The organism is Curtobacterium sp. 24E2, from assembly GCF_016925595.1.
In the GTDB taxonomy this organism is placed as follows: Bacteria; Actinomycetota; Actinomycetes; order Actinomycetales; family Microbacteriaceae; genus Curtobacterium.
In genome coordinates this window covers 663,184-680,784 of the sequence record NZ_CP068987.1, presented here as the reverse complement: position 1 = coordinate 680,784, position 17,601 = coordinate 663,184, and the positions used below count along the sequence as shown (strand labels likewise).

General features: G+C 71.7%; 15 protein-coding genes and 4 pseudogenes. 10 read left to right on the top strand and 9 right to left on the bottom strand.

Translation table 11 applies throughout. The features are described from left to right. Positions 1–53: 53 nt before the first annotated feature. A pseudogene (locus JN350_RS20025) lies at positions 54–740 on the bottom strand (aldehyde dehydrogenase family protein); the annotation flags it as partial. After that, complete coding sequence (locus JN350_RS18930) at positions 740–2,383, bottom strand: proline dehydrogenase family protein (RefSeq protein ID WP_240347520.1); 1,644 nt, start codon at positions 2,381–2,383, stop codon at positions 740–742. The gene JN350_RS18930 and the pseudogene JN350_RS20025, both read right to left, overlap by 1 nt. 128 nt (positions 2,384–2,511) lie before the next feature. On the opposite strand from JN350_RS18930, the gene JN350_RS03450 reads away from it, so the two are divergent. Then, on the top strand, positions 2,512–2,988 hold the full coding sequence (locus tag JN350_RS03450) for a MarR family winged helix-turn-helix transcriptional regulator (RefSeq protein ID WP_205463554.1): 477 nt from the start codon (positions 2,512–2,514) through the stop codon (positions 2,986–2,988). 173 nt (positions 2,989–3,161) lie between these two features. Here JN350_RS03450 and JN350_RS03445 read toward each other — a convergent pair whose 3' ends face one another. From JN350_RS03445 to JN350_RS03435, 3 genes are read right to left on the bottom strand one after another with little or no spacing between them, the layout of a single operon-like run. Further along, positions 3,162–3,869: an anti-sigma factor gene (locus tag JN350_RS03445; protein ID WP_123937209.1), complete on the bottom strand. Its 708-nt coding sequence runs from the start codon at positions 3,867–3,869 to the stop codon at positions 3,162–3,164. Next, positions 3,866–4,381: a sigma-70 family RNA polymerase sigma factor gene (locus JN350_RS03440; protein WP_205463553.1), complete on the bottom strand. Its 516-nt coding sequence runs from the start codon at positions 4,379–4,381 to the stop codon at positions 3,866–3,868. Before JN350_RS03440 ends, JN350_RS03445 begins: the two co-directional genes overlap by 4 nt. After that, positions 4,378–5,067 (bottom strand): YceI family protein, encoded by a 690-nt coding sequence (locus JN350_RS03435; RefSeq protein WP_205463552.1) that lies wholly within the window; start codon positions 5,065–5,067, stop codon positions 4,378–4,380. Before JN350_RS03435 ends, JN350_RS03440 begins: the two co-directional genes overlap by 4 nt. Positions 5,068–5,134: 67 nt before the next feature. Here JN350_RS03435 and JN350_RS03430 point away from each other — a divergent pair, with 67 nt between their 5' ends. The 3 genes from JN350_RS03430 to JN350_RS03420 all read left to right on the top strand — a co-directional run bounded on the left by JN350_RS03430 (position 5,135) and on the right by JN350_RS03420 (position 7,522). After that, positions 5,135–5,473, top strand: a complete 339-nt coding sequence (locus JN350_RS03430; protein WP_159573718.1) for a hypothetical protein — start codon at positions 5,135–5,137, stop codon at positions 5,471–5,473. A gap of 109 nt (positions 5,474–5,582) precedes the next feature. Beyond that, on the top strand, positions 5,583–6,593 hold the full coding sequence (locus JN350_RS03425; protein WP_205463551.1) for a TerC family protein: 1,011 nt from the start codon (positions 5,583–5,585) through the stop codon (positions 6,591–6,593). A 71-nt stretch (positions 6,594–6,664) separates the two neighbouring features. Then, entirely contained in the window at positions 6,665–7,522 is an 858-nt protein-coding gene (locus tag JN350_RS03420; protein WP_205463550.1) for an NAD-dependent epimerase/dehydratase family protein, read from the top strand. Between the two features lie 99 nt (positions 7,523–7,621). Here the strand turns inward: JN350_RS03420 and JN350_RS03415 are convergent, their stop codons facing one another. Then, entirely contained in the window at positions 7,622–8,638 is a 1,017-nt protein-coding gene (locus JN350_RS03415; RefSeq protein WP_240347519.1) for a DNA glycosylase family protein, read from the bottom strand. 87 nt (positions 8,639–8,725) lie between these two features. Between JN350_RS03415 and JN350_RS03410 the strand changes: the two are divergent. The 6 genes and pseudogenes from JN350_RS03410 (at position 8,726) to JN350_RS03385 (ending at position 14,489) form a co-directional block, all read left to right on the top strand. Then, positions 8,726–9,753: pseudogene (locus JN350_RS03410) on the top strand (6-phosphofructokinase). Positions 9,754–9,877: 124 nt separating this feature from the next. Next, positions 9,878–10,854: pseudogene (locus tag JN350_RS03405) on the top strand (MDR family oxidoreductase). Between the two features lie 85 nt (positions 10,855–10,939). Next, positions 10,940–11,608 (top strand): GntR family transcriptional regulator, encoded by a 669-nt coding sequence (locus JN350_RS03400; RefSeq protein WP_205463549.1) that lies wholly within the window; start codon positions 10,940–10,942, stop codon positions 11,606–11,608. Between the two features lie 5 nt (positions 11,609–11,613). Next, on the top strand, positions 11,614–12,975 hold the full coding sequence (locus JN350_RS03395; RefSeq protein WP_205463548.1) for an FCD domain-containing protein: 1,362 nt from the start codon (positions 11,614–11,616) through the stop codon (positions 12,973–12,975). Continuing rightward, positions 12,972–13,760, top strand: a complete 789-nt coding sequence (locus JN350_RS03390) for an ABC transporter ATP-binding protein (RefSeq protein ID WP_205463547.1) — start codon at positions 12,972–12,974, stop codon at positions 13,758–13,760. Before JN350_RS03395 ends, JN350_RS03390 begins: the two co-directional genes overlap by 4 nt. Positions 13,761–13,901: 141 nt before the next feature. After that, positions 13,902–14,489, top strand: coding sequence for a hypothetical protein (locus JN350_RS03385; protein WP_205463546.1), 588 nt, complete (start codon positions 13,902–13,904; stop codon positions 14,487–14,489). A gap of 226 nt (positions 14,490–14,715) precedes the next feature. Here JN350_RS03385 and JN350_RS03380 read toward each other — a convergent pair whose 3' ends face one another. The 3 genes and pseudogenes from JN350_RS03380 to hemB form a co-directional block, all read right to left on the bottom strand. Further along, a complete protein-coding gene (locus tag JN350_RS03380) occupies positions 14,716–15,180 on the bottom strand; it encodes a DIP1984 family protein (RefSeq protein WP_205463545.1) in 465 nt (154 codons plus the stop codon). A gap of 46 nt (positions 15,181–15,226) precedes the next feature. Then, a complete protein-coding gene (gene hemL, locus JN350_RS03375) occupies positions 15,227–16,558 on the bottom strand; it encodes a glutamate-1-semialdehyde 2,1-aminomutase (protein WP_205463544.1) in 1,332 nt (443 codons plus the stop codon). Further along, positions 16,555–17,592: pseudogene (gene hemB, locus JN350_RS03370) on the bottom strand (porphobilinogen synthase); the annotation flags it as partial. The pseudogene hemB and the gene hemL, both read right to left, overlap by 4 nt. Positions 17,593–17,601 lie beyond the last annotated feature (9 nt).

Genomic DNA, 17,601 nt, shown 5'->3' with positions numbered 1-17,601 from the left:
GGCTCGTCGATGACCGGGCCGAGCTGGGCGGTGGGGTCGTCGGGCCAGGCGACCCGGAGCGTGCGCGTGGCGTCCACGAGCTGCCGACGGAAGCGTTCACTCTCGCCGACCGTGCCGACCAGGACGACCAGGGACGCCGCGGAGCACTTCTGGCCGGCGTGGCCGAAGGCAGACTGCACGATGTCCTGCACCGCGAGGTCGATGTCGGCGCTCGGCGTGACGACGATCGCGTTCTTGCCGCTCGTCTCGGCGCTGAGCGGGAGACCGGCGCGCCACCAGCGGAACGATCGCGCGGTGTCGGCCGAACCGGTCAGGATGATGCGGTCGACGGCGGGGTGTCCGACCAGGTCACGGCCGAGTTCGTCCTCGGCCAGGTCGACGAGCTGCAGCAACGAGTGCGGCACGCCGGCGTCCCAGAGCACGTCGGCCAGCAGCGCACCACTGCGCTTCGCCTCGGGTGCCGGCTTGAGCACGACTCCGCTGCCCGCGGCGAGCGCCGCCAGCACCCCACCGGCGGGGATCGCGACGGGGAAGTTCCACGGCGGCACCACGACGGTCAGGCGTGGCGGGACGTACCGGGCACCCTCGACGTCGCCGAGACGACGGGCGCGCTCGGCGTAGTAGTGGGCGGCGTCGACGGCTTCGGTGACCTCGGTGTCGGCCTCGGAGAACGTCTTGCCGGTCTCCGCGGCCATCACCTCGATCAGGTCGGCGCGGCGGGTCTCGAGCTCGTGTCCGATCAGGTCGAGGAGCTCAGCACGGTCGGAGGGTCCTGCCGCCCCCAGTTCACGCCGGCCTGCGCGGTGCGGGCCATGATCCGTTCGAGCTTGGAGCGGTCGGCCACCTTCGCCCCGCGGATCGTCTGCGCGCCGAGCTGCGAGCGCGGTACCCGGCGCAGGACGTCGAGCGCCCACGCACGGTTGGCGGGGACGGCGGGGTCGGTGTCCGGGGCGTTCCGGAACGCGTCGCGCAGGACGGGTTCGCCGAGTGCCAGGTGGCGGTCCTGGGTGCGGTGCGTCGCGTGCACCGGCTCGTCGAGGGCGGCGACCGACGCCAGGTACCGGCCGTGTTCGCGGTCGAACACGCTGGCGTCTCGGTCGATGTCGGACGCCGCGGCGATGAAGTTCTCGGGGCTCGAGCTCTCCTGCAGGCGGCGGGCGAGGTACGCGATCGCGGAGTCGAACTCATCCGGCTGCACGACGGGTGTGTAGAGCAGGATCTGTCCGACGTCGGCGCGGACGGCGTCGGCGTGCGTCGATGCCATGCCGAGCAGCATCTCGACGTCGACCGCGTCGGTCACCCCGCGGCGCTGGGCGAGGACCCACGCGGTCGCCAGGTCGAACAGGTTGTGCCCGGCGACGCCGATGCGCACGGCGTCGGTGCGCTCCGGGGTCAACGCGGCGTCGAGCATCCGCAGGTAGGCGGTGTCGGTCTCGCGCTTGCTGCCCCAGGTGGCGAGCGGCCAGTCGTGCACGATCGCGTCGACGTGCTCCATCGCCAGGTTCGCGCCCTTGACGAGCCGCACCTTGATCGGTGCGCCGCCCCGGGCCCGGCGTTCCTGCGCCCAGGCCGTCAGGGACTCGAGCGCCCCGGCGGCGTCGGGCAGGTAGGCCTGCAGCACGATGCCGGCCTGCAGCCCCGCGAACTCGTCGCGGTCGAGCAGGGTCCGGAACACCGCGAGGGTGACGTCGAGGTCGCGGTACTCCTCCATGTCCAGGTTGATGAACTTGGCCTGGCCACCGGACGCCAGCGGAGCGGCCGCGAGCCGGTACAACGGCACGAGCCGGTCGACGACCCGCTCGACCGTCTGGTCGAACGCCCACATCGACATCTGCGGCACGACCGAGCTGACCTTGATCGACACGTGGTCGACGTCGTCGCGGGCGAGCAGGTCCATCGTCCCCTGCAGCCGACGGTCGCTCTCGGCGCTGCCGAGCACGGCTTCGCCGAGCAGGTTCACGTTGAGCCGGGTGCCCGGCCCACCGACCTTCGCGAGCGCCGGACCGAGCTTCGCCGTGCTCGCGTCGATCACCAGGTGGCCGGTCATCCGGCGCAGGATCCGCCGTGCGGTGGGGATGACCGCCCACGGCGCCATCGTCGCGAACCCACCGCCGAGCGTCACCGCGCCGCGCAGGTACCAGGCGAGGAAGTCGGGGACGTCGCGGCTGACCTGTTCGAGGTTGCGGGCAGCGACCCGGGGTCTTCGGGGCGGATGACCTTGTCGACAGAAGCTGCGCGTGAAGTCGAGCCCACGCTCGTCGCGCAGGGCCTCGGCGAGACGGGCGGCACCGGCGTCCGGCTTCGCCCCGGCGGACGCCGCCAGCCACTTGCGGACCAGCGCAACGGCGTCGTCGGTGCAGTCCTGGAGGCGGGCGCTCGGCATGCTCCGATCGTATGCCGCACCTCCGACCTCACCTTGGAGCGCGCCGCACGTCGGCCAGGAGTCATCCGCATGGATGAAAGACGCGGCCGCGGGGTCCGTGGGTCCCCGCGGTGGATACGCTGGTCGGCATGTCGACGCAGGGCAACGATGGCCATGACTGGGCGACGTGGGACGCCTACCACGACGTCTGGCGACGCCTCGACCGAGCGCTCGACCAGGCCGTCCAGGCGGGCGCCGGCATCTCCATCCCCGAGTTCGAGATCCTGATCGGGCTGCAGCGTGAGCCGGACCACCGGCTGCGCGTCCGCGACATCGCCGCCGGCATCGGTTGGGAGAAGTCGCGCGTCAGTCACCAGGTCACACGGATGGTCTCCCGCGGCCTGGTCGGACGCGCCGACTGCCCGACCGACGGCCGCGGCAACTGGGTGGAGATGACCCCCGACGGCCGCCGCGCGGTGCTCGCCGGCATCCGCGCGCACACCGGTGCACTGGAAGACCTGTTCTGGAGGCCCGTGGGGACCGACGCGGACACGCTCCGGTCCGTCAGTGCGCGCGTCCAGGACGCGATCGGCCCCGACGTGTCGCACGAGGCCGTCTCGGGCTAGCCGCCACCGCACGTCCGCCTGACTCCCCGGGCGCTTCCGGGCGCTCCCGGGGCGCTTCCGCCGAGGTTCCACGACTCGCCGCACGGGGAGCGCCGAGGTTCCACGGACGACGCTGTGCCGCGCCCAGATGCCGAGATTTCGGAACCTCGGGGGCTCGGGGGCGGACGGGTCGGCTAGAGGTCGACGACGGCGAGGGCTCCCTGTTCGCCGCGGAGCCGCACCTGCACGCTCGCGATGTCGTCGCGCGGGATGTCCGTCGACGCCGACAGCCCCTTCGCGTCCTCGCCCGCGGCCGTCCACGAGCCGACGATCTGCGCGGTGCCGTCGGACCGCACCACGACGAGGTCGTACATGACCGATCCGTCCGCCGCCCACTCCTTGCCGCCGTACGAGCAGCCCCAGTCGAATCGTGTGCCCCATTGTTCGCCGCTGACGGCCAGGTCGACATCGAGTCCCTGGGCGCCGGTCATGTCGTAGCGGTCCGCGGTCGCCGAGGCCGAGACGTCACGTCCGGCCTGCACCGAGCCGCGGTCCCCCGCCGTGCCGACGGCGAGTCCGCCCAGGACGGCGGCGACCACCGCGAGCCCCGCGGTGGCGGCGACCCAGACCCGGCGACGGCGGCGACGGTGTCGAACGCGGTGGGCGACGGAGGCGAGGGTGCTCTCGGAACCGGTGTCGGGCCTCCCGTCCGGTTCGGCGATCTCGATCGCCTGGTCGGCCGGCAGCTTGGCGAGCAGACCCGGCAGGCCGACCAGCTCGGCGACGGCGGCCGTGCAACGGTCGCACGTCTCCAGGTGCTGCTCGTACTCGAGCCGTTCGTCCGGGCTCAGGGACCCGAGCACGTACGCCGCGTCCCACTCTGCGTACCGGTCGTCGCTCATCGGGTCACTCCTCGTTCCTGCAGTGCGAGCCGCAGGGCTCGCAGCCCGTAGTGCAGCCGCGACTTCGCGGTGCCCTCGGGGATGTCGTGTCGTCGTGCGATCTCCGGCACCGTGTGGCCGAGCCAGTAGGCGTCCACGACCACGCGGCGGTGGTCCGGGGAGAGCGATGCGAGCGCATCGGCCACGACGATGCGGTCGAGCACGGCGTCGGTTCGGTCCGACTCGGCACGGTCGACGGGGTGTTCGGTGCCGAACTCCCGGCGGTTCCGGGCGGACCGGGCGTCGTCGACGACCAGGTTGCGCGCCACCGTGAACAGCCAGGCGCGCGCGCTGTCCGGTGCGCGTTCCAGCACCGCTGGGCGCTGCCAGGCGCGGACCATGGTCTCCTGCACGACGTCCTCGACCGCCGAGCCGTCCCGCGTCAGGTGCCGGACGTACCGGGTGAGCGCGTCGCCGTGCTCGCGGTAGAGCGTCGCGAGCAGCTCGTCGGCGGAACGACTCGTCACGGTCACTTCTGCAGGTCGAGGGAGAACTCGACGGAGCCCTTCCCGTCCACGGTGACGAAACCGAGCGAGGGGGCCTGCACGCCGTAGTCGGCGAAGGTGATCGGCACCGAGCCGGCGACCTGTACGGTGCCGGCCTTGCCGACCGCCACCTGCGCGTCGGCGGTGACGGCCTTCGTGACGCCGTGCAGGTCCATCGTGCCGGTCAGGGTGACGTCCTGCGTGCTGCCGTCGAGCGCCGTCGAGACGTCGACGGGCTTCGTCAGCGTGAACGTCGCCGTCGGGAACTTGTCCGTCTCCAGCGCGGTGTCCCGGAAGTAGGCGTCGCGTGCGGACTCGGGGGTGGTGATCTTCGCGACCTGGACCGTGACCGTCGCCTTCGCGAGGGAGCCGCCGTCGACCTCGGCGGTGCCCTCGACGTCCTTCGTGCGTCCGACCACGTTCACATCATTCCCCTGCAGGACCTCGTGCACCCGGTAGCCGGCGTACGAGGTCTTCGTGCTGGTCCAGGTGCCGTCGGCGTCCGCCGCGTCGAGGCTGGCGGACGACGTCGCCTGCAGCGAGGGTGCGGCGGCGGCCTGTCCGTTGACGGTGTTCGCGTAGATGGACGGACCGGCGATGACGGCGGCGGCCGCGATGACCACGACGCCGGTGGAGATGCCGATGATGACCTTGGTGCGTGTGCGGAGTCCCATACCCGGTCAACGAGGTGGCAGTCTGGATCGTTCACCGTCGACGGGACGACGATGCCGAAGGAGGTCGATGCACGTGGAACTGGTCATGCTGCTGGCGGCCGTCGGCGTCTCGATCGGCACGATCGTCGTCGTGCTCCGACGTACCAGGGATGCCGGATGGGTCCGGGACGCACAGCTGACGATGAACGCGAGTCCAGGCTGGACGGTGGTCTCGCTGGTGTTCCACGGGCTCGGAGCCGCAACGGGGTTCGTCATCGGTTCGGTCTTCATCGCCGGCGGCCACCCGGCGGCCGGATGGGTGTTCCTGTGCTTCGGCGGGATGCTCGGTGTGCTCGTCGGAGTACAGATCTGGGTCGCACGACGGCCGTTCCCACCGGACCCACCGGTCGACGGCCCCGGTCGCTGAACGCGGGACGCGGTCGCTCGGCGCGCGAACGTCCCCGACACTAGAGGGGACAGCAACCGAGCCCGGCCGTGCTCGACGGCCCGCCCACCACCAGCAAGGAACGCACCAGATGCCCGAACTCCCCGTCGTGTTCGAAGTCGGCTCGCTGATCGCGATCGTCGCGATCCTGCTCGCCGACCTGCTCATCGTCGCGCGCCGGCCGCACGTGCCGACGCTGCGCGAGTCGGCGACGTGGGTGGGCGTCTACGTGGGGCTCGCGCTGGTCTTCGCGGTCCTGATGCTCGTGTTCGCGGGCGGCGACTCGTCGGGCGAGTTCCTGGCCGGTTGGCTCACCGAGTACAGCCTGAGCATCGACAACCTGTTCGTCTTCGTCATCATCATGGCGCGGTTCTCGGTGCCGAAGAAGATCCAGCAAGAGGTGCTGATGCTCGGCATCATCATCGCGCTCGTGCTGCGCGGCATCTTCATCCTCGTCGGTGCCCAGCTCATCGAGAACTTCTCGTGGATCTTCTACATCTTCGGCGCCTGGCTGATCTGGACGGCGATCCAGCAGCTCCGCGGCGAGGACGATGCCGACGACCAGAAGGACAGCTTCATCGTCCGACTGCTCCGCCGTCGGGTGCGCCTCACGGACACGTTCGACGGCATGAAGTTCCGGACCACCCACGACGGCGTGCGGCACTTCACCCCGTTGCTCATCGTGCTCATCGCCATCGGCACCACCGACCTGCTGTTCGCGCTCGACTCGATCCCGGCGATCTTCGGCATCACCGAGAGCCCGTTCATCGTGTTCACCGCGAACGTCTTCGCCCTGATGGGTCTGCGGCAGCTGTACTTCCTGCTCGGTGGACTGCTCGAGCGGCTCGTCTACCTGAAGTACGGCATCGCGGTGATCCTCGCGTTCATCGGTGTGAAGCTCGTCCTGCACGCACTGCACGACAACGAGCTGCCGTTCCTGAACGGTGGCGAGCACATCGAGTGGGCGCCGGAGATCAACACGTGGGTCTCCTTGATCGTGATCATCGCCGCGATGGCGCTGTCGACCCTGGCCAGCGTCGTGCGGCTGCGCCACGACGGCGTCGAGGCGAAGGACGAAGAACCCGCTCGTACCTCGGACTGACGGAAGGTGCTCTGAGCGGCAGCAGGCCGGGCGCGGGAGCGTCCACCAGGTGTCCGTGCCAAGGTCGACGGGTGCACAACAACGACACCGTCGTGATCGCCGGCTGCGGCGACCTCGGGACCGAAGCCGGCCTCCGCTTCGCAAAGCAGGGACACCACGTGATCGGCCTCCGACGCCGCGCCGAACTGGTCCCGGCCCCGATCACCGGCCGCAGCGCCGACCTGCGGCACGAGGTCCCCGAGATCCCCGCCGACACCTCCGTCGTCGTCGTGACCTTCGCCGCGGGCAGCCGTGACGTCGACGAGTACCGCGCCACCTACGTCGACGGCCTGCGGAACGTGCTCGACGGCATCGACGCCTCGGACGCCGATCCACGCCTGCTCGTGGTGTCGTCGACCGCGGTGTACGACGTCGACGACGGCAGCGAGGTCACCGAGGACACCCCGGTGCACGGTGCGACCCCGACCGCCGAGGTCCTGGTCGAGGCCGAGGCGCTGCTGCGCGACCGTGCTCCCGACGCCGTGCTCGTGCGGCTGTCCGGTGTCTACGGTCCGGGCCGCGAGCGCCTGATCGACCAGGTCCGCTCCGGTTCTGCGCGATTGGCTCCGAGTGCCTCGCCGCACACGAACCGGATCCACCGCGACGACGCCGCCGCGGCGCTCGTGCACCTGGCGACCGTGGAGGACCCGGCGCCGACGTACCTCGGCACCGACGACGAACCGAGCCGGCTCGACGACGTGCTGCGGTTCCTGGCCGACGAGCTCGGCGTTCCCGAGACCGTCACCGGTGACGGCGGTGCCCGGCAGTCCGGTGGTGACAAGCGCTTGTCGAACGCGCTGCTCCGGTCCACCGGCTGGGCGCCGCAGTACCCGACGTTCCGCGAGGGCTACCGCGCCGTGCTGGCCGGCGAGGGCACCCGTCACCCCTGACCCGTCGCGACACCGGTTCTCCGACAGGACACCATGTGATCACCTGGTGTCGTGTCGCGAAACGGGTGTGGACCGCAGCGGGCCGGCACCCGCGACCGCTCAGTGTCCGCGGTGGTCCTGGATCGTGAGCCGCGGCCCGAACGACGGCTTCCGGAACCCCGAGCCGCCGATCAGCCGCACGACCCGTTCCCGGTGCCCCCGCCACGGCTCGAGCAGCTCGAGCATCCCGTCGTCGTCCACCGGTCCCCCGGTCAGCGCCCACCCGACCAGGGCCGGCACGTGGAAGTCCCCGACGCTCGGCGAATCGGGGTCTCCGTGGGAGCGCTGTGCGGTCTCGGCAGCCGTCCACTTCCCGATACCGGGGATCGACTGGAGCCGCGCCGACACGACCGAACCGCCGCGACCGAGCGTCAGGGTCCGCTCGAGCGCCGGCGCGAGCTTCACCGCCCGCATCACCGTCGCCGACCGTCCGGGCTCGATACCGGCCCTGTGCCACTCCCAGCTCGGGATCCGCGCCCACTCGTCGGCCGTCGGCGGCACGGTGAGACCGTCCGGCGCGGGGCCCGGCGCGGGCGTGCCGTACCGGCGGAGCAGGTACCGCCATGCGCCCCACGCCTGCCGTGAGGTCACCTTCTGCTCCATGATCGCCGGCACGAGCATCGCGACGACGGTGTTCGTCCGGAGCAGCCGGAGTCCGGGCTGCCGGTGTCGGGCCGTCGCCAGGAACGCGTGCCCGGAGACGTCGAACCCGTCCCAGTCGTCACCGCGGCCGAGCAGCTCCGGCGCGTGCTCGACCGCCCACGCAGCACCGTCGCCCCACGCCGAGACCGCGATGGTGTCGCCAGCCGGCCGGATCGCCACGGCAGCGGGGCCGGTGGGCGTCCGCAGGGCGAGCCACACGACCGAGCCGACCACCTTGTAGGCGGGGTCGCCGGAGCCGCGCTGCAGGGGCCGCAGGGTCGACGTGACGTTCACCGGGCCTCCCGGTCGGTACACGGTGTCGATGCGAGACGCATCGACGGACGCACCAGGAGCACCAGACGCGTCGCCGGACGCACCGGCGGACGCACCGGCGGACGCGTCACCGGACGACGAGGCGGAGGCGAGCAGGGTCACACCGGGATGGTAATGCGCAACCACCGTCAGTCATGATGGTCGCAGTCCCCCACGACCCCACCCGCACCACCCGACGACGGAGTTCCCATGCGCATCGGCATCCTCACCTCCGGAGGCGACTGCCCCGGCCTGAACGCGGTCATCCGCGCGATCGTCCTCAAGGGCATCGCCATCCACGGCCACGAGTTCGTCGGGTTCCGGGACGGCTGGCGCGGCGTCGTCGACGGCGACATCGTCCCGCTCGGCCGCAAGGACATCCAGGGCATCGCCAAGCAGGGCGGCACGATCCTCGGCACCAGCCGCACGAACCCCTTCGAGGGCCCGAACGGCGGCGTGGAGAACATCTCGAAGACCCTGGACCGCCACGGCATCGACGCCATCGTCGCGATCGGCGGCGAGGGCACGCTCGCCGCGGCGAAGCGCCTGACCGACGCCGGGCTGAAGATCGTCGGTGTCCCGAAGACGGTCGACAACGACCTGGGCGCCACCGACTACACGTTCGGCTTCGACACCGCCGTCGCGATCGCGACGGAGGCGATGGACCGCCTGCGCACCACCGGCGAGTCGCACTCCCGGTGCATGGTCGCCGAGGTCATGGGCCGGCACGTCGGCTGGATCGCCCTGCACTCCGGCATGGCCGCCGGTGCGCACGCGATCCTGATCCCGGAGCAGAAGACGAGCATGGAGCAGATCGCGAAGTGGGTGCGTGCCGCCTACGACCGCGGGCGCGCACCGCTCGTCGTGGTGGCCGAGGGCTTCGTCCCCGACCACGAGGACAACGCGCACACCGAGCGCGGGCTCGACGCCTTCGGGCGTCCGCGCCTGGGTGGCATCGGCGAGCGCCTCGCGCCCTCATCGAGGAGATGACGGGCATCGAGACGCGTGCCACGACCCTCGGGCACATCCAGCGCGGTGGCACGCCGACCGCGTACGACCGCGTGCTGTCGACGCGGCTCGGCCTGGCGGCCATCGACTCGGTGGTCGAGGAGCGGTGGGGCCGGATGGTCGCCCTGAAGGGCACCGACATCGTGCACGTCTCGTTCGACGAGGCGCTCGGCGAGCTGAAGACCGTGCCGCAGGCGCGCTTCGACGAGGCCGCCATCATGTTCGGGTGAGCGCTGGCCGCGCGCGTACCTGACCGTTTCGGGCGTACCTGGTCGTCTCTTTCGACCCGGTACGCCCGGTTCCGCCAGGGATCGTGGCAGGCACAGCCGGGAGGCCCGGGGTAGCGTCCGGCGCATGACCCGCGCCGTCCTCGTGTCCAGTGCAGCCCCGCCCACCGTCACCGACGTCGACCTGCCCGATCCGGCCGAGGGCGAGGCCCTCGTCGACGTCACGTACTCGAGCGTCAACTACAAGGACGGGCTCGCCCTCGCGCGGAACCCCGGCGTCGCGCGGCGCGACCCCTCGTGCCGGGGATCGACGTCGTCGGCACCGTGTCGGCGCTCGGACCGGGCGTGCACGACGTGGCGATCGGCGACCGCATCGTGCTGAACGGTGCTGGGCTCGGCGAGTCCCGGCACGGTGGCTGGGCCCAGCACGCCGTGGTGCCGTCCGCTTCCCTCGTGGTGCTGCCGGAGACGATCGAGGACTCGTTCGCGGCGGCGATCGGCACGGCCGGGTTCACGGCGATGCTCAGCGTCCTCGCGCTCGAACGGTTCGTCGTACCGGGTGCCGGGCCGGTGCTCGTCACGGGTGCGTCCGGCGGGGTGGGCACCGTGGCGATCGCCCTGCTCGCCGCGCGCGGGTACGAGGTGACCGCGTCGACCGGGCGGAGCACCAACGAGGCCTCGCTCCGACGCCTCGGCGCGACGGCGGTCGTGCACCGGAGCACCCTGTCCGAGCCCGGCAAGCCGATGCAGCGTGCGACGTGGGCCGGCGCCGTGGACAGCGTCGGCGGGGCCACCCTGGCGAACGTGCTGGCCGGCACCCGGTGGGGCGGTGCCGTCACGGCGTGCGGGCTCGCCCAGGACGCTGCGCTGCCCACGACGGTGCTGCCGTTCATCCTGCGGGCGGTGTCGCTGCTCGGCATCAACTCGGTGGACGCCCCGCCGGAGCTCCGGCACCGGGCGTGGGGGCGGTTGGCGACCGACCTCGACCCCGCGCTGCTGGCGGGTGTCACGCGGACCGTGACGCCGGAGCAGGCGATCGAGGTCGGCGCTGAGGTGGTCGCCGGACGCGTGCACGGTCGAACGGTGGTCGACCTCCGGAGGTGAAATACTCCTGTACCACAATTTCACAAGCGCTTGCAAATTGACACGTTAGGATTCCAGTACCGAGTCCGATGCACGAGGAGATGACATGCCGGTCCCGAAGTCCACGGTCGAGAACTCACCCCGCAAGCTGCTCCGCGACGTCGTGTACGAGAAGATGCTGGCAGCCCTCCGCGACGGCACGCTCCAGCACGGCGAGCGCCTGAACGACGACGAGCTCGTGCAGTGGCTCGGAGTGAGTCGCACCCCGATCCGTGAGGCGATCGCGAAGCTCGTCGACATCGGTCTCGTCGAGATGGAGGCGAACCGCTACACCCGCGTCGCCACCCCGACGTTCGACGACTGGGTGACCGCGACCCGCGCCATGGTCGGCTTCTTCGAGCTCAGCCTGCGGTGGGGCGTCCCCGAGTACGACGACGCCGACGTCGCCGCTGCCCAGAAGCTGCTCGACCGAGCCGACGGACTCCGCAAGGTCCGCGACCTCGGCTTCAGCGGAGCCGTGACCGAGATCATCGAGTTCGCCGTGGCCCACTCCGGCAACCCGCTCGTGCAGGTCGCCGCCGAAGGTGCGCTCGAGCGCGTCCGGTTCACGCTCAACCCCACCCCGGCGTTCGAGCAGTACGGTTCCGAGGCGTTCTTCTCGATCCTCGGCGAGGCCCTCGAGGAGCGCGACGGCGAGACGGCGGCCGAGGCCGGGCGTGCGCTGACGCGGAACTTCGAGCAGCACATCGAGTCGGTCCGCTCCACGCGGGGCTGACGGTGGTGGCCGCGCAGTCACCCACCGACTGGCGTCCGCTGTTCGACGACGCCTTCACGCGGGTGCTCGGCGCCCTGCGGAGCGGCACGCTGCGGGACGATCGTGAGCACGACCTCCTCGAACTCTGCGAGCGCTTCGACGTCCGGCCGTCGATCCTCGCCGGAGCACTGCAGCGGCTCGCCGACATCGGACTGGCCCGCCTCTCGCCCGGCGATCGGGTGCGCTTCCCGGAGCTCGGCCCGGTGCCGTGGGCCGAGGGCAGCTGGATGCTCGTCGGACTCGTCGAGGTGGCCATGCGCGCCACCGTGCCGACCGCCACCGAGGACGACGTCGCGGTCTACGCCGGACTCGTGGCGAGGGCGAGACGGGCGGCGACCGAACGCGGCGACGAACTCGACCCGGCGCTGTTCGCGACGATCGGGTTCTGGGCCGAACGCACCCCGGACCGCCTGACCGCCAGGTTGCTCGTGCGCACGCTCCAGCAGCTGCGGTACGGACCACGGGCCACCCTCCCCTGGCAGGTGGTGGAGATCGAGTCCTGGCTCGCCTCATCACTCCAGGCACTCCGGCTGCGCGACCAGAGCAGCGCCGAGCGCGCCGCGCACGTCCTCACCCGGCTCTGGAGCCGCTACCTCGAGACGTCCGCGGCGACCCTCGGCGTCGACCCCGCGAGCCTGCTCCGGCCGGTCGGCGGCACGTCCGAGGACCTCTACTGGGCCGACTGGCGCCCGGACGACGACTGGATCGAGGTACTGGGGTCGCTCCGGGACCACACCCTCGACCCGGGGCGCGAGTACACCCTCCGGGACCTCACCGCTCGGTTCCGCGTCCCGATGCCTCGGCTGCTGCCGATGGTCCGGCGGCTCGAGGTCATGGGGCTGGTGCACGCGGGGCCCGACCGCGAGGGCAGCGTGCTCGTCGCGGTCCCGACGGTCGACGACTGGGCGGAGACGGTCGCCCTGCTCCTCGGGCTGCAGGAAATGTGCGTCCGGTCGGCGATCCCCGCACTGACGGACGCGGACGTCGCGCAGCTGGACGAGCTGCTGGCGCAGGTCCGACGAGAGGCTCGGGTCCGCGACTTCTCGTTCACGGCCACGCTGCTCGAGATCAACCGGTTCTTCGCGTCCCGCAGCCCGAACCGCGCGATACGGGAGACGACGACCGTCACGATCTCCCGTCTGGCGTACATCCTGCCGGAGCCACCCCCGTTCCGACAGTGGGCGATCGAGGACTTCCTCCAGCTCCTCGACGAGGCGGTCCGGGCGCGGGACCCCGAGCTCGGGTCCGAGGCGTGCCACGCCCTCTCGGCGCACTTCGACGCGCACGTCGCCGACGTCCGAGCGCGGTACGGCAGCATGGAGTCGTGAACGACGACGTCCTGATCAACGCCACCGGTGTCCGCGTCACGCGGTCCGGGCGCGACCTGCTGCACGACATCGACCTGACCGTCCGGCGCGGCGAGCACTGGGCGCTCCTCGGTCCGAACGGTGCCGGCAAGTCGACGCTGCTCGCGGTGCTCGGAGCAACGGGCCACCCCACGGCGGGCACGGTCGAGGTGCTCGGCCGGCGCCTCGGACGCGTCGACGTCCGCGAGCTGCGTGAGCACATCGGCCACGTCGACCCGCGGCACCGGATGCTCTCCCCGCTCACCGTGCTCGAGACGGTGCTGACCGGCCTGACCGGAACGACCGACCTCATGATGCGGTGGGAGCCCACCGCCGCCCAGGTCGAGGCGGCCGAGCAGCACGTCGCCGACGTCGGCCTCACCGCACGGCGGGACGCTCGGTGGCCCGTGTTGTCCCAGGGCGAACGCGGACGGACCCTCATCGCACGGGCGCTGATGTCCGAGCCGCAGTTGCTGCTGCTCGACGAACCGGCGACCGGGCTCGACGTCGCCGCGCGCGAGCACCTGCTCGAGACGGTCGATGCCCTGCGACACCGGCACCCCGAGCTCGGCAGCGTCATGGTCACGCACCACCTGGAGGACCTGCCGGTGTCGACCTCGCACGCGATGCTGCTCCGTGACGGTGCCGCGGTGGCACAGGGCACGGCGGACGAGGTCATCACGTCGTCGGCGGTGTCGCACGCGTTCGACTTCCCGCTCGCGATCCTCCGGTCCGAGGGTCGCTGGGCAGCACGGCGTTCCGCCTGACGCTGCGCGGGGACGGACAGCCGCGCTGCGCCGCTCCGGCCCGTGCTTGAATGGTCGCTCAGGTGTCTGCGGCCCGTGTCGGGGAGGGACCCGATGCCGGACGACGGTGTCAGGCCGCGCACTGCAACGAGGGGGAACACCATGACGACCACACCGCCGCCCTACCCGGGGTCGGAACCGCAGCCGAACAGCGGCCAGCAGCCGGGTCAGCAGCCCGGCCAGCAGCCCTGGGCGCAGCAGCAGCCGGGCCAGCAGCCGTACGCGCAGCCCGCTCCCGCCGCCGCCCCCTACGCGCCACCGCCCAAGCAGTCCCGTGGCAAGCGCGTCCTCATCTCGCTGCTCGGCGTCGTCGTCGCGGTGGTCGTCGCGTTCCTGGTCCGCCAGGCGCTCACCGCCGCGTTCAGCGACTCGACGGAAGAAAAGGTCTCGAAGGCCGTCGTGCAGATCCGCGAGCAGAGCGACCTGCCGAAGCAGGTCGACTCGGTGACGTCGTGGACGGGCGTCGAGGCCGAGGGCAACGCGATCCACTACGACTACACGGTGTCGTCCAGCGTCGACCCCGCCTCGATCACCGAGAGCGCCATCCGCGATTCGGTCGGCCCGACGCTCTGCTCGAACAGCGACACGAAGGACCTCCTCGACGAGGGCGTCGACATGCGGTACACCTACGCGTTCGACGGCACCTCGAAGACGCTCGACACGACCTTCACCAAGGCCGACTGCTCCTGACCCGTCGAGGGTGGGGCGGTGCTGTCCCCTGTCCCGCCCTCGTCGGTCCGGTCGGTACGCGGTTGTGCGTGGTGCGGTGTGCACCGTACCTGGTGCGCCGTACTGGGCTGCGATGTGCACGGCTCTCGCCATGGCGCTGCCCACTGCGCCGACAGGTGACCGGATTGCCCGCCGGTCGTCGGGTCCGTACCCGCCCCGGTCCGTCTACCGACGCACCGCCCGTTGCTCAGTCGACCAGGGTGACCTCCCAGTTGGTGCGCTGGACGACCGCGTCGAGTTCGCGGATCTCCTTCGCCAGGGCGTCGGCCCGCGACCGGAGCTCGGCGGTCGGCAGCGCGGCGAACGTGCGGAGTTCGCTGCGGAGCTGTCGGTAGCCGCCGTTCGTGCCGGCCGTGGCGTCCGCCGCTCCGGTGACGAGCGCGTGCCGCAGCCGGAGGGCATCGCGTCGGGCGAGCAGCGCGGTGACGGTCTGTCCGGAGGCGACGGTGGTGCTGGCGTTCGTCGCGTTGATGCGGGCGAGCAGGACCTCGAGCGCGTCGATCGACCGCTCGGCCTCGGCGAGGAGCTCACGGGCGTCCTCGTCGGGCTCCTCGCCCTCTTGGAAGCGGGCGTTCGCGGCGATGCGGCCGCGCAGTTGTTCGATGCGCTTCTGCAGGTCGGCGCGCTCGATGAGGGCCTCGGCGAGTTGCATGCGGCCAGTCAACCAGCCGAGGCCTCGGCGCGGCGCGCGCCGACCCCTACGCGGTCGCGGCGGCTGCTGCCTTCGCCGCGGCGGGCAGGGCGTCGAGGATGCGTCCGACGGCCCGCTCGTCGTGGGCGGCCGTGACGAACCACGCCTCGAACACGCTCGGCGGCAGGGTCACCCCGGCGTCGAGCATCGCGTGGAAGAACGGCGCGTACCGGAACGCGTCCTGCGCCCGCACGTCGTCGTAGTTCCGCGGTGCGGTGTCCGTGAAGGCGAACGAGAACAGGTTGCCGGCCCGCTGCACGGTGTGCGCGACGCCCTCGGCGGACAGCGCGTCCGACGTGGCCGCGGAGATGACCGAGGCCGTGCGGTTCAGCGACTCGTACACCGACGGCGTCGCGGCCCGGAGCGTGGCGATGCCCGCGGCGACGGCGAGCGGGTTGCCGGACAGGGTGCCCGCTTGGTACACGGGGCCGAGCGGGGCGAGGAAGTCCATGACCTCGCGTCGGCCGCCGAGCGCGGCGAGGGGCATGCCGCCACCGATGACCTTGCCGAACGTGATCAGGTCGGGCTTCCAGCCGGCGCCGTCGGGGACGACCTTCGACGCCTCGAGGCCCCACCAGCCGGCCGTCCCGACGCGGAACCCGGTCAGGACCTCGTCGACGATGAGCAGCGCCCCGTGCGCCTGCACGATCTGCGCGAGCGCGCGGTTGAACCCGCGCTCGGGAGCGAGCACGCCCATGTTCGCCGCGGCGGCCTCGACGATCACGCCGGCGATGCGCTCGGAGTGCTCGTCGAACGCGCGGCGGACGGCGTCCAGGTCGTTGTACGGCAGCACCAGGGTCTGCGCCGCGGTCTCCTCGGTGATGCCCGCGCTGCCGGGAAGGGCCAGGGTGGCGACCCCCGAACCAGCCTCGGCGAGCAGGGAGTCGGAGTGCCCGTGGTAGTGCCCGGCGAACTTCACGAGCAGGTCGCGGCCGGTGTAGCCGCGGGCCAACCGGATCGCCGTCATCGTGGCCTCGGTGCCGGTCGACACCATGCGGAGCTTCTCGATGGGGCCGTCGCCGTCGACCGACACCCGCTGCTTCACGAGCTCGGCGAGCTCGGTCTCGCCCGGGGTCGAGGCCCCGAAGGACAGTCCGCGCGCGGCAGCCTGCTGCACGGCCTCGACGGTACCGGGGTGCGCGTGACCGAGGATCGCGGGACCCCACGACGCCACGAGGTCGACGTACTCACGTCCCTCGGCGTCGGTGACGTACGCTCCCTTCGCCGACACCAGGAAACGCGGGGTGCCGCCCACCGATCCGTAGGCACGGACGGGCGAGTTCACGCCGCCGGGGATCGCGTTCTTGGCACGGCCGAACAGCTGGTCGTTCGTGGTCATTCGGGGGCCTTTCCGGTCGAGGCGATGCCGGCGACTGCGGCGGTGGTGCCGGAGGTGCGGAGACCGGCCTCCTGGTTGAGCTTCCGTGCGATGTCGACGGCGAAGTAGGTCAGGATCGCGTCGGCGCCGGCACGCTTGATGCCGATGAGCGACTCCATCGCGGCGGCGTCGCGGTCGATCCAGCCGTTCTGTGCGGCTGCCGTGATCATCGCGTACTCGCCGGAGATCTGGTAGGCCCAGACCGGCACGGGCGACGTCGCAGCCGTCTCGGCGAGCACGTCGAGGTAGCTCATCGCCGGCTTCACCATCACGACGTCGGCGCCCTCGTCGACGTCGAGCGCGACCTCGCGCAGCCCCTGCCGACCGTTGGCGGCGTCGATCTGGTAGGTCCGCCGGTCGCCGACGAGCGACGACGACACGGCCTCGCGGAAGGGTCCGTAGAAGGCGGACGCGTACTTGGCCGCGTAGGCCAGCAGCGCGGTGCCGGTGTGCCCGGCGACGTCGAGCGCGTCACGCGCGGCGGCGATCTGGCCGTCCATCATCCCGCTCAGGCACACCAGTTCGGCGCCGGCCTCGGCCTGCGCGACCGCCATGTCGCGGTAGCGCAGCAGGGTGGCGTCGTTGTCGACGGAGCCGTCCGCCGCCAGGACACCGCAGTGGCCGTGGTCAGTGAACTCGTCGAGGCACAGGTCGGACTGCACGACCAGGTCGTCACCGACCTCCTCCTTCGCCACGCGGATGGCGACGTTGAGGATGCCGTCGGGGTCGGTCGCCCCGGATCCGGTCGCGTCCTTCGTGGTCGGCACGCCGAACAGGTTCACGCCGCCGATGCCCTGGCCGGCGGCCTCGACGAGTGCGCGACGGAACGAGTCGAGCGAGTGCTGCTGCACGCCCGGCATGCTCGAGATGTCGACGGCGTCGGTTGCGCCCTCGCGGATGAACATCGGCAGCACGAGCTCGGCTGGGTGCAGCCGGGTCTCTGCGACGAGCCGTCGCATCGCGGGGGTGGCGCGGAGTCGACGGGGGCGGACCTGGGGAAACGG

Coding starts and splice junctions, on each gene's coding strand:
- JN350_RS18930 (WP_240347520.1), bottom strand. CDS start 2,383: ATGCCGAGCGCCCGCCTCCAGGACTGCACCGACGACGCCGTTGCGCTG.
- JN350_RS03450 (WP_205463554.1), top strand. CDS start 2,512: ATGTCGACGCAGGGCAACGATGGCCATGACTGGGCGACGTGGGACGCC.
- JN350_RS03445 (WP_123937209.1), bottom strand. CDS start 3,869: ATGAGCGACGACCGGTACGCAGAGTGGGACGCGGCGTACGTGCTCGGG.
- JN350_RS03435 (WP_205463552.1), bottom strand. CDS start 5,067: ATGGGACTCCGCACACGCACCAAGGTCATCATCGGCATCTCCACCGGC.
- JN350_RS03430 (WP_159573718.1), top strand. CDS start 5,135: ATGCACGTGGAACTGGTCATGCTGCTGGCGGCCGTCGGCGTCTCGATC.
- JN350_RS03425 (WP_205463551.1), top strand. CDS start 5,583: ATGCCCGAACTCCCCGTCGTGTTCGAAGTCGGCTCGCTGATCGCGATC.
- JN350_RS03400 (WP_205463549.1), top strand. CDS start 10,940: ATGCCGGTCCCGAAGTCCACGGTCGAGAACTCACCCCGCAAGCTGCTC.
- JN350_RS03385 (WP_205463546.1), top strand. CDS start 13,902: ATGACGACCACACCGCCGCCCTACCCGGGGTCGGAACCGCAGCCGAAC.
- JN350_RS03380 (WP_205463545.1), bottom strand. CDS start 15,180: ATGCAACTCGCCGAGGCCCTCATCGAGCGCGCCGACCTGCAGAAGCGC.
- hemL (WP_205463544.1), bottom strand. CDS start 16,558: ATGACCACGAACGACCAGCTGTTCGGCCGTGCCAAGAACGCGATCCCC.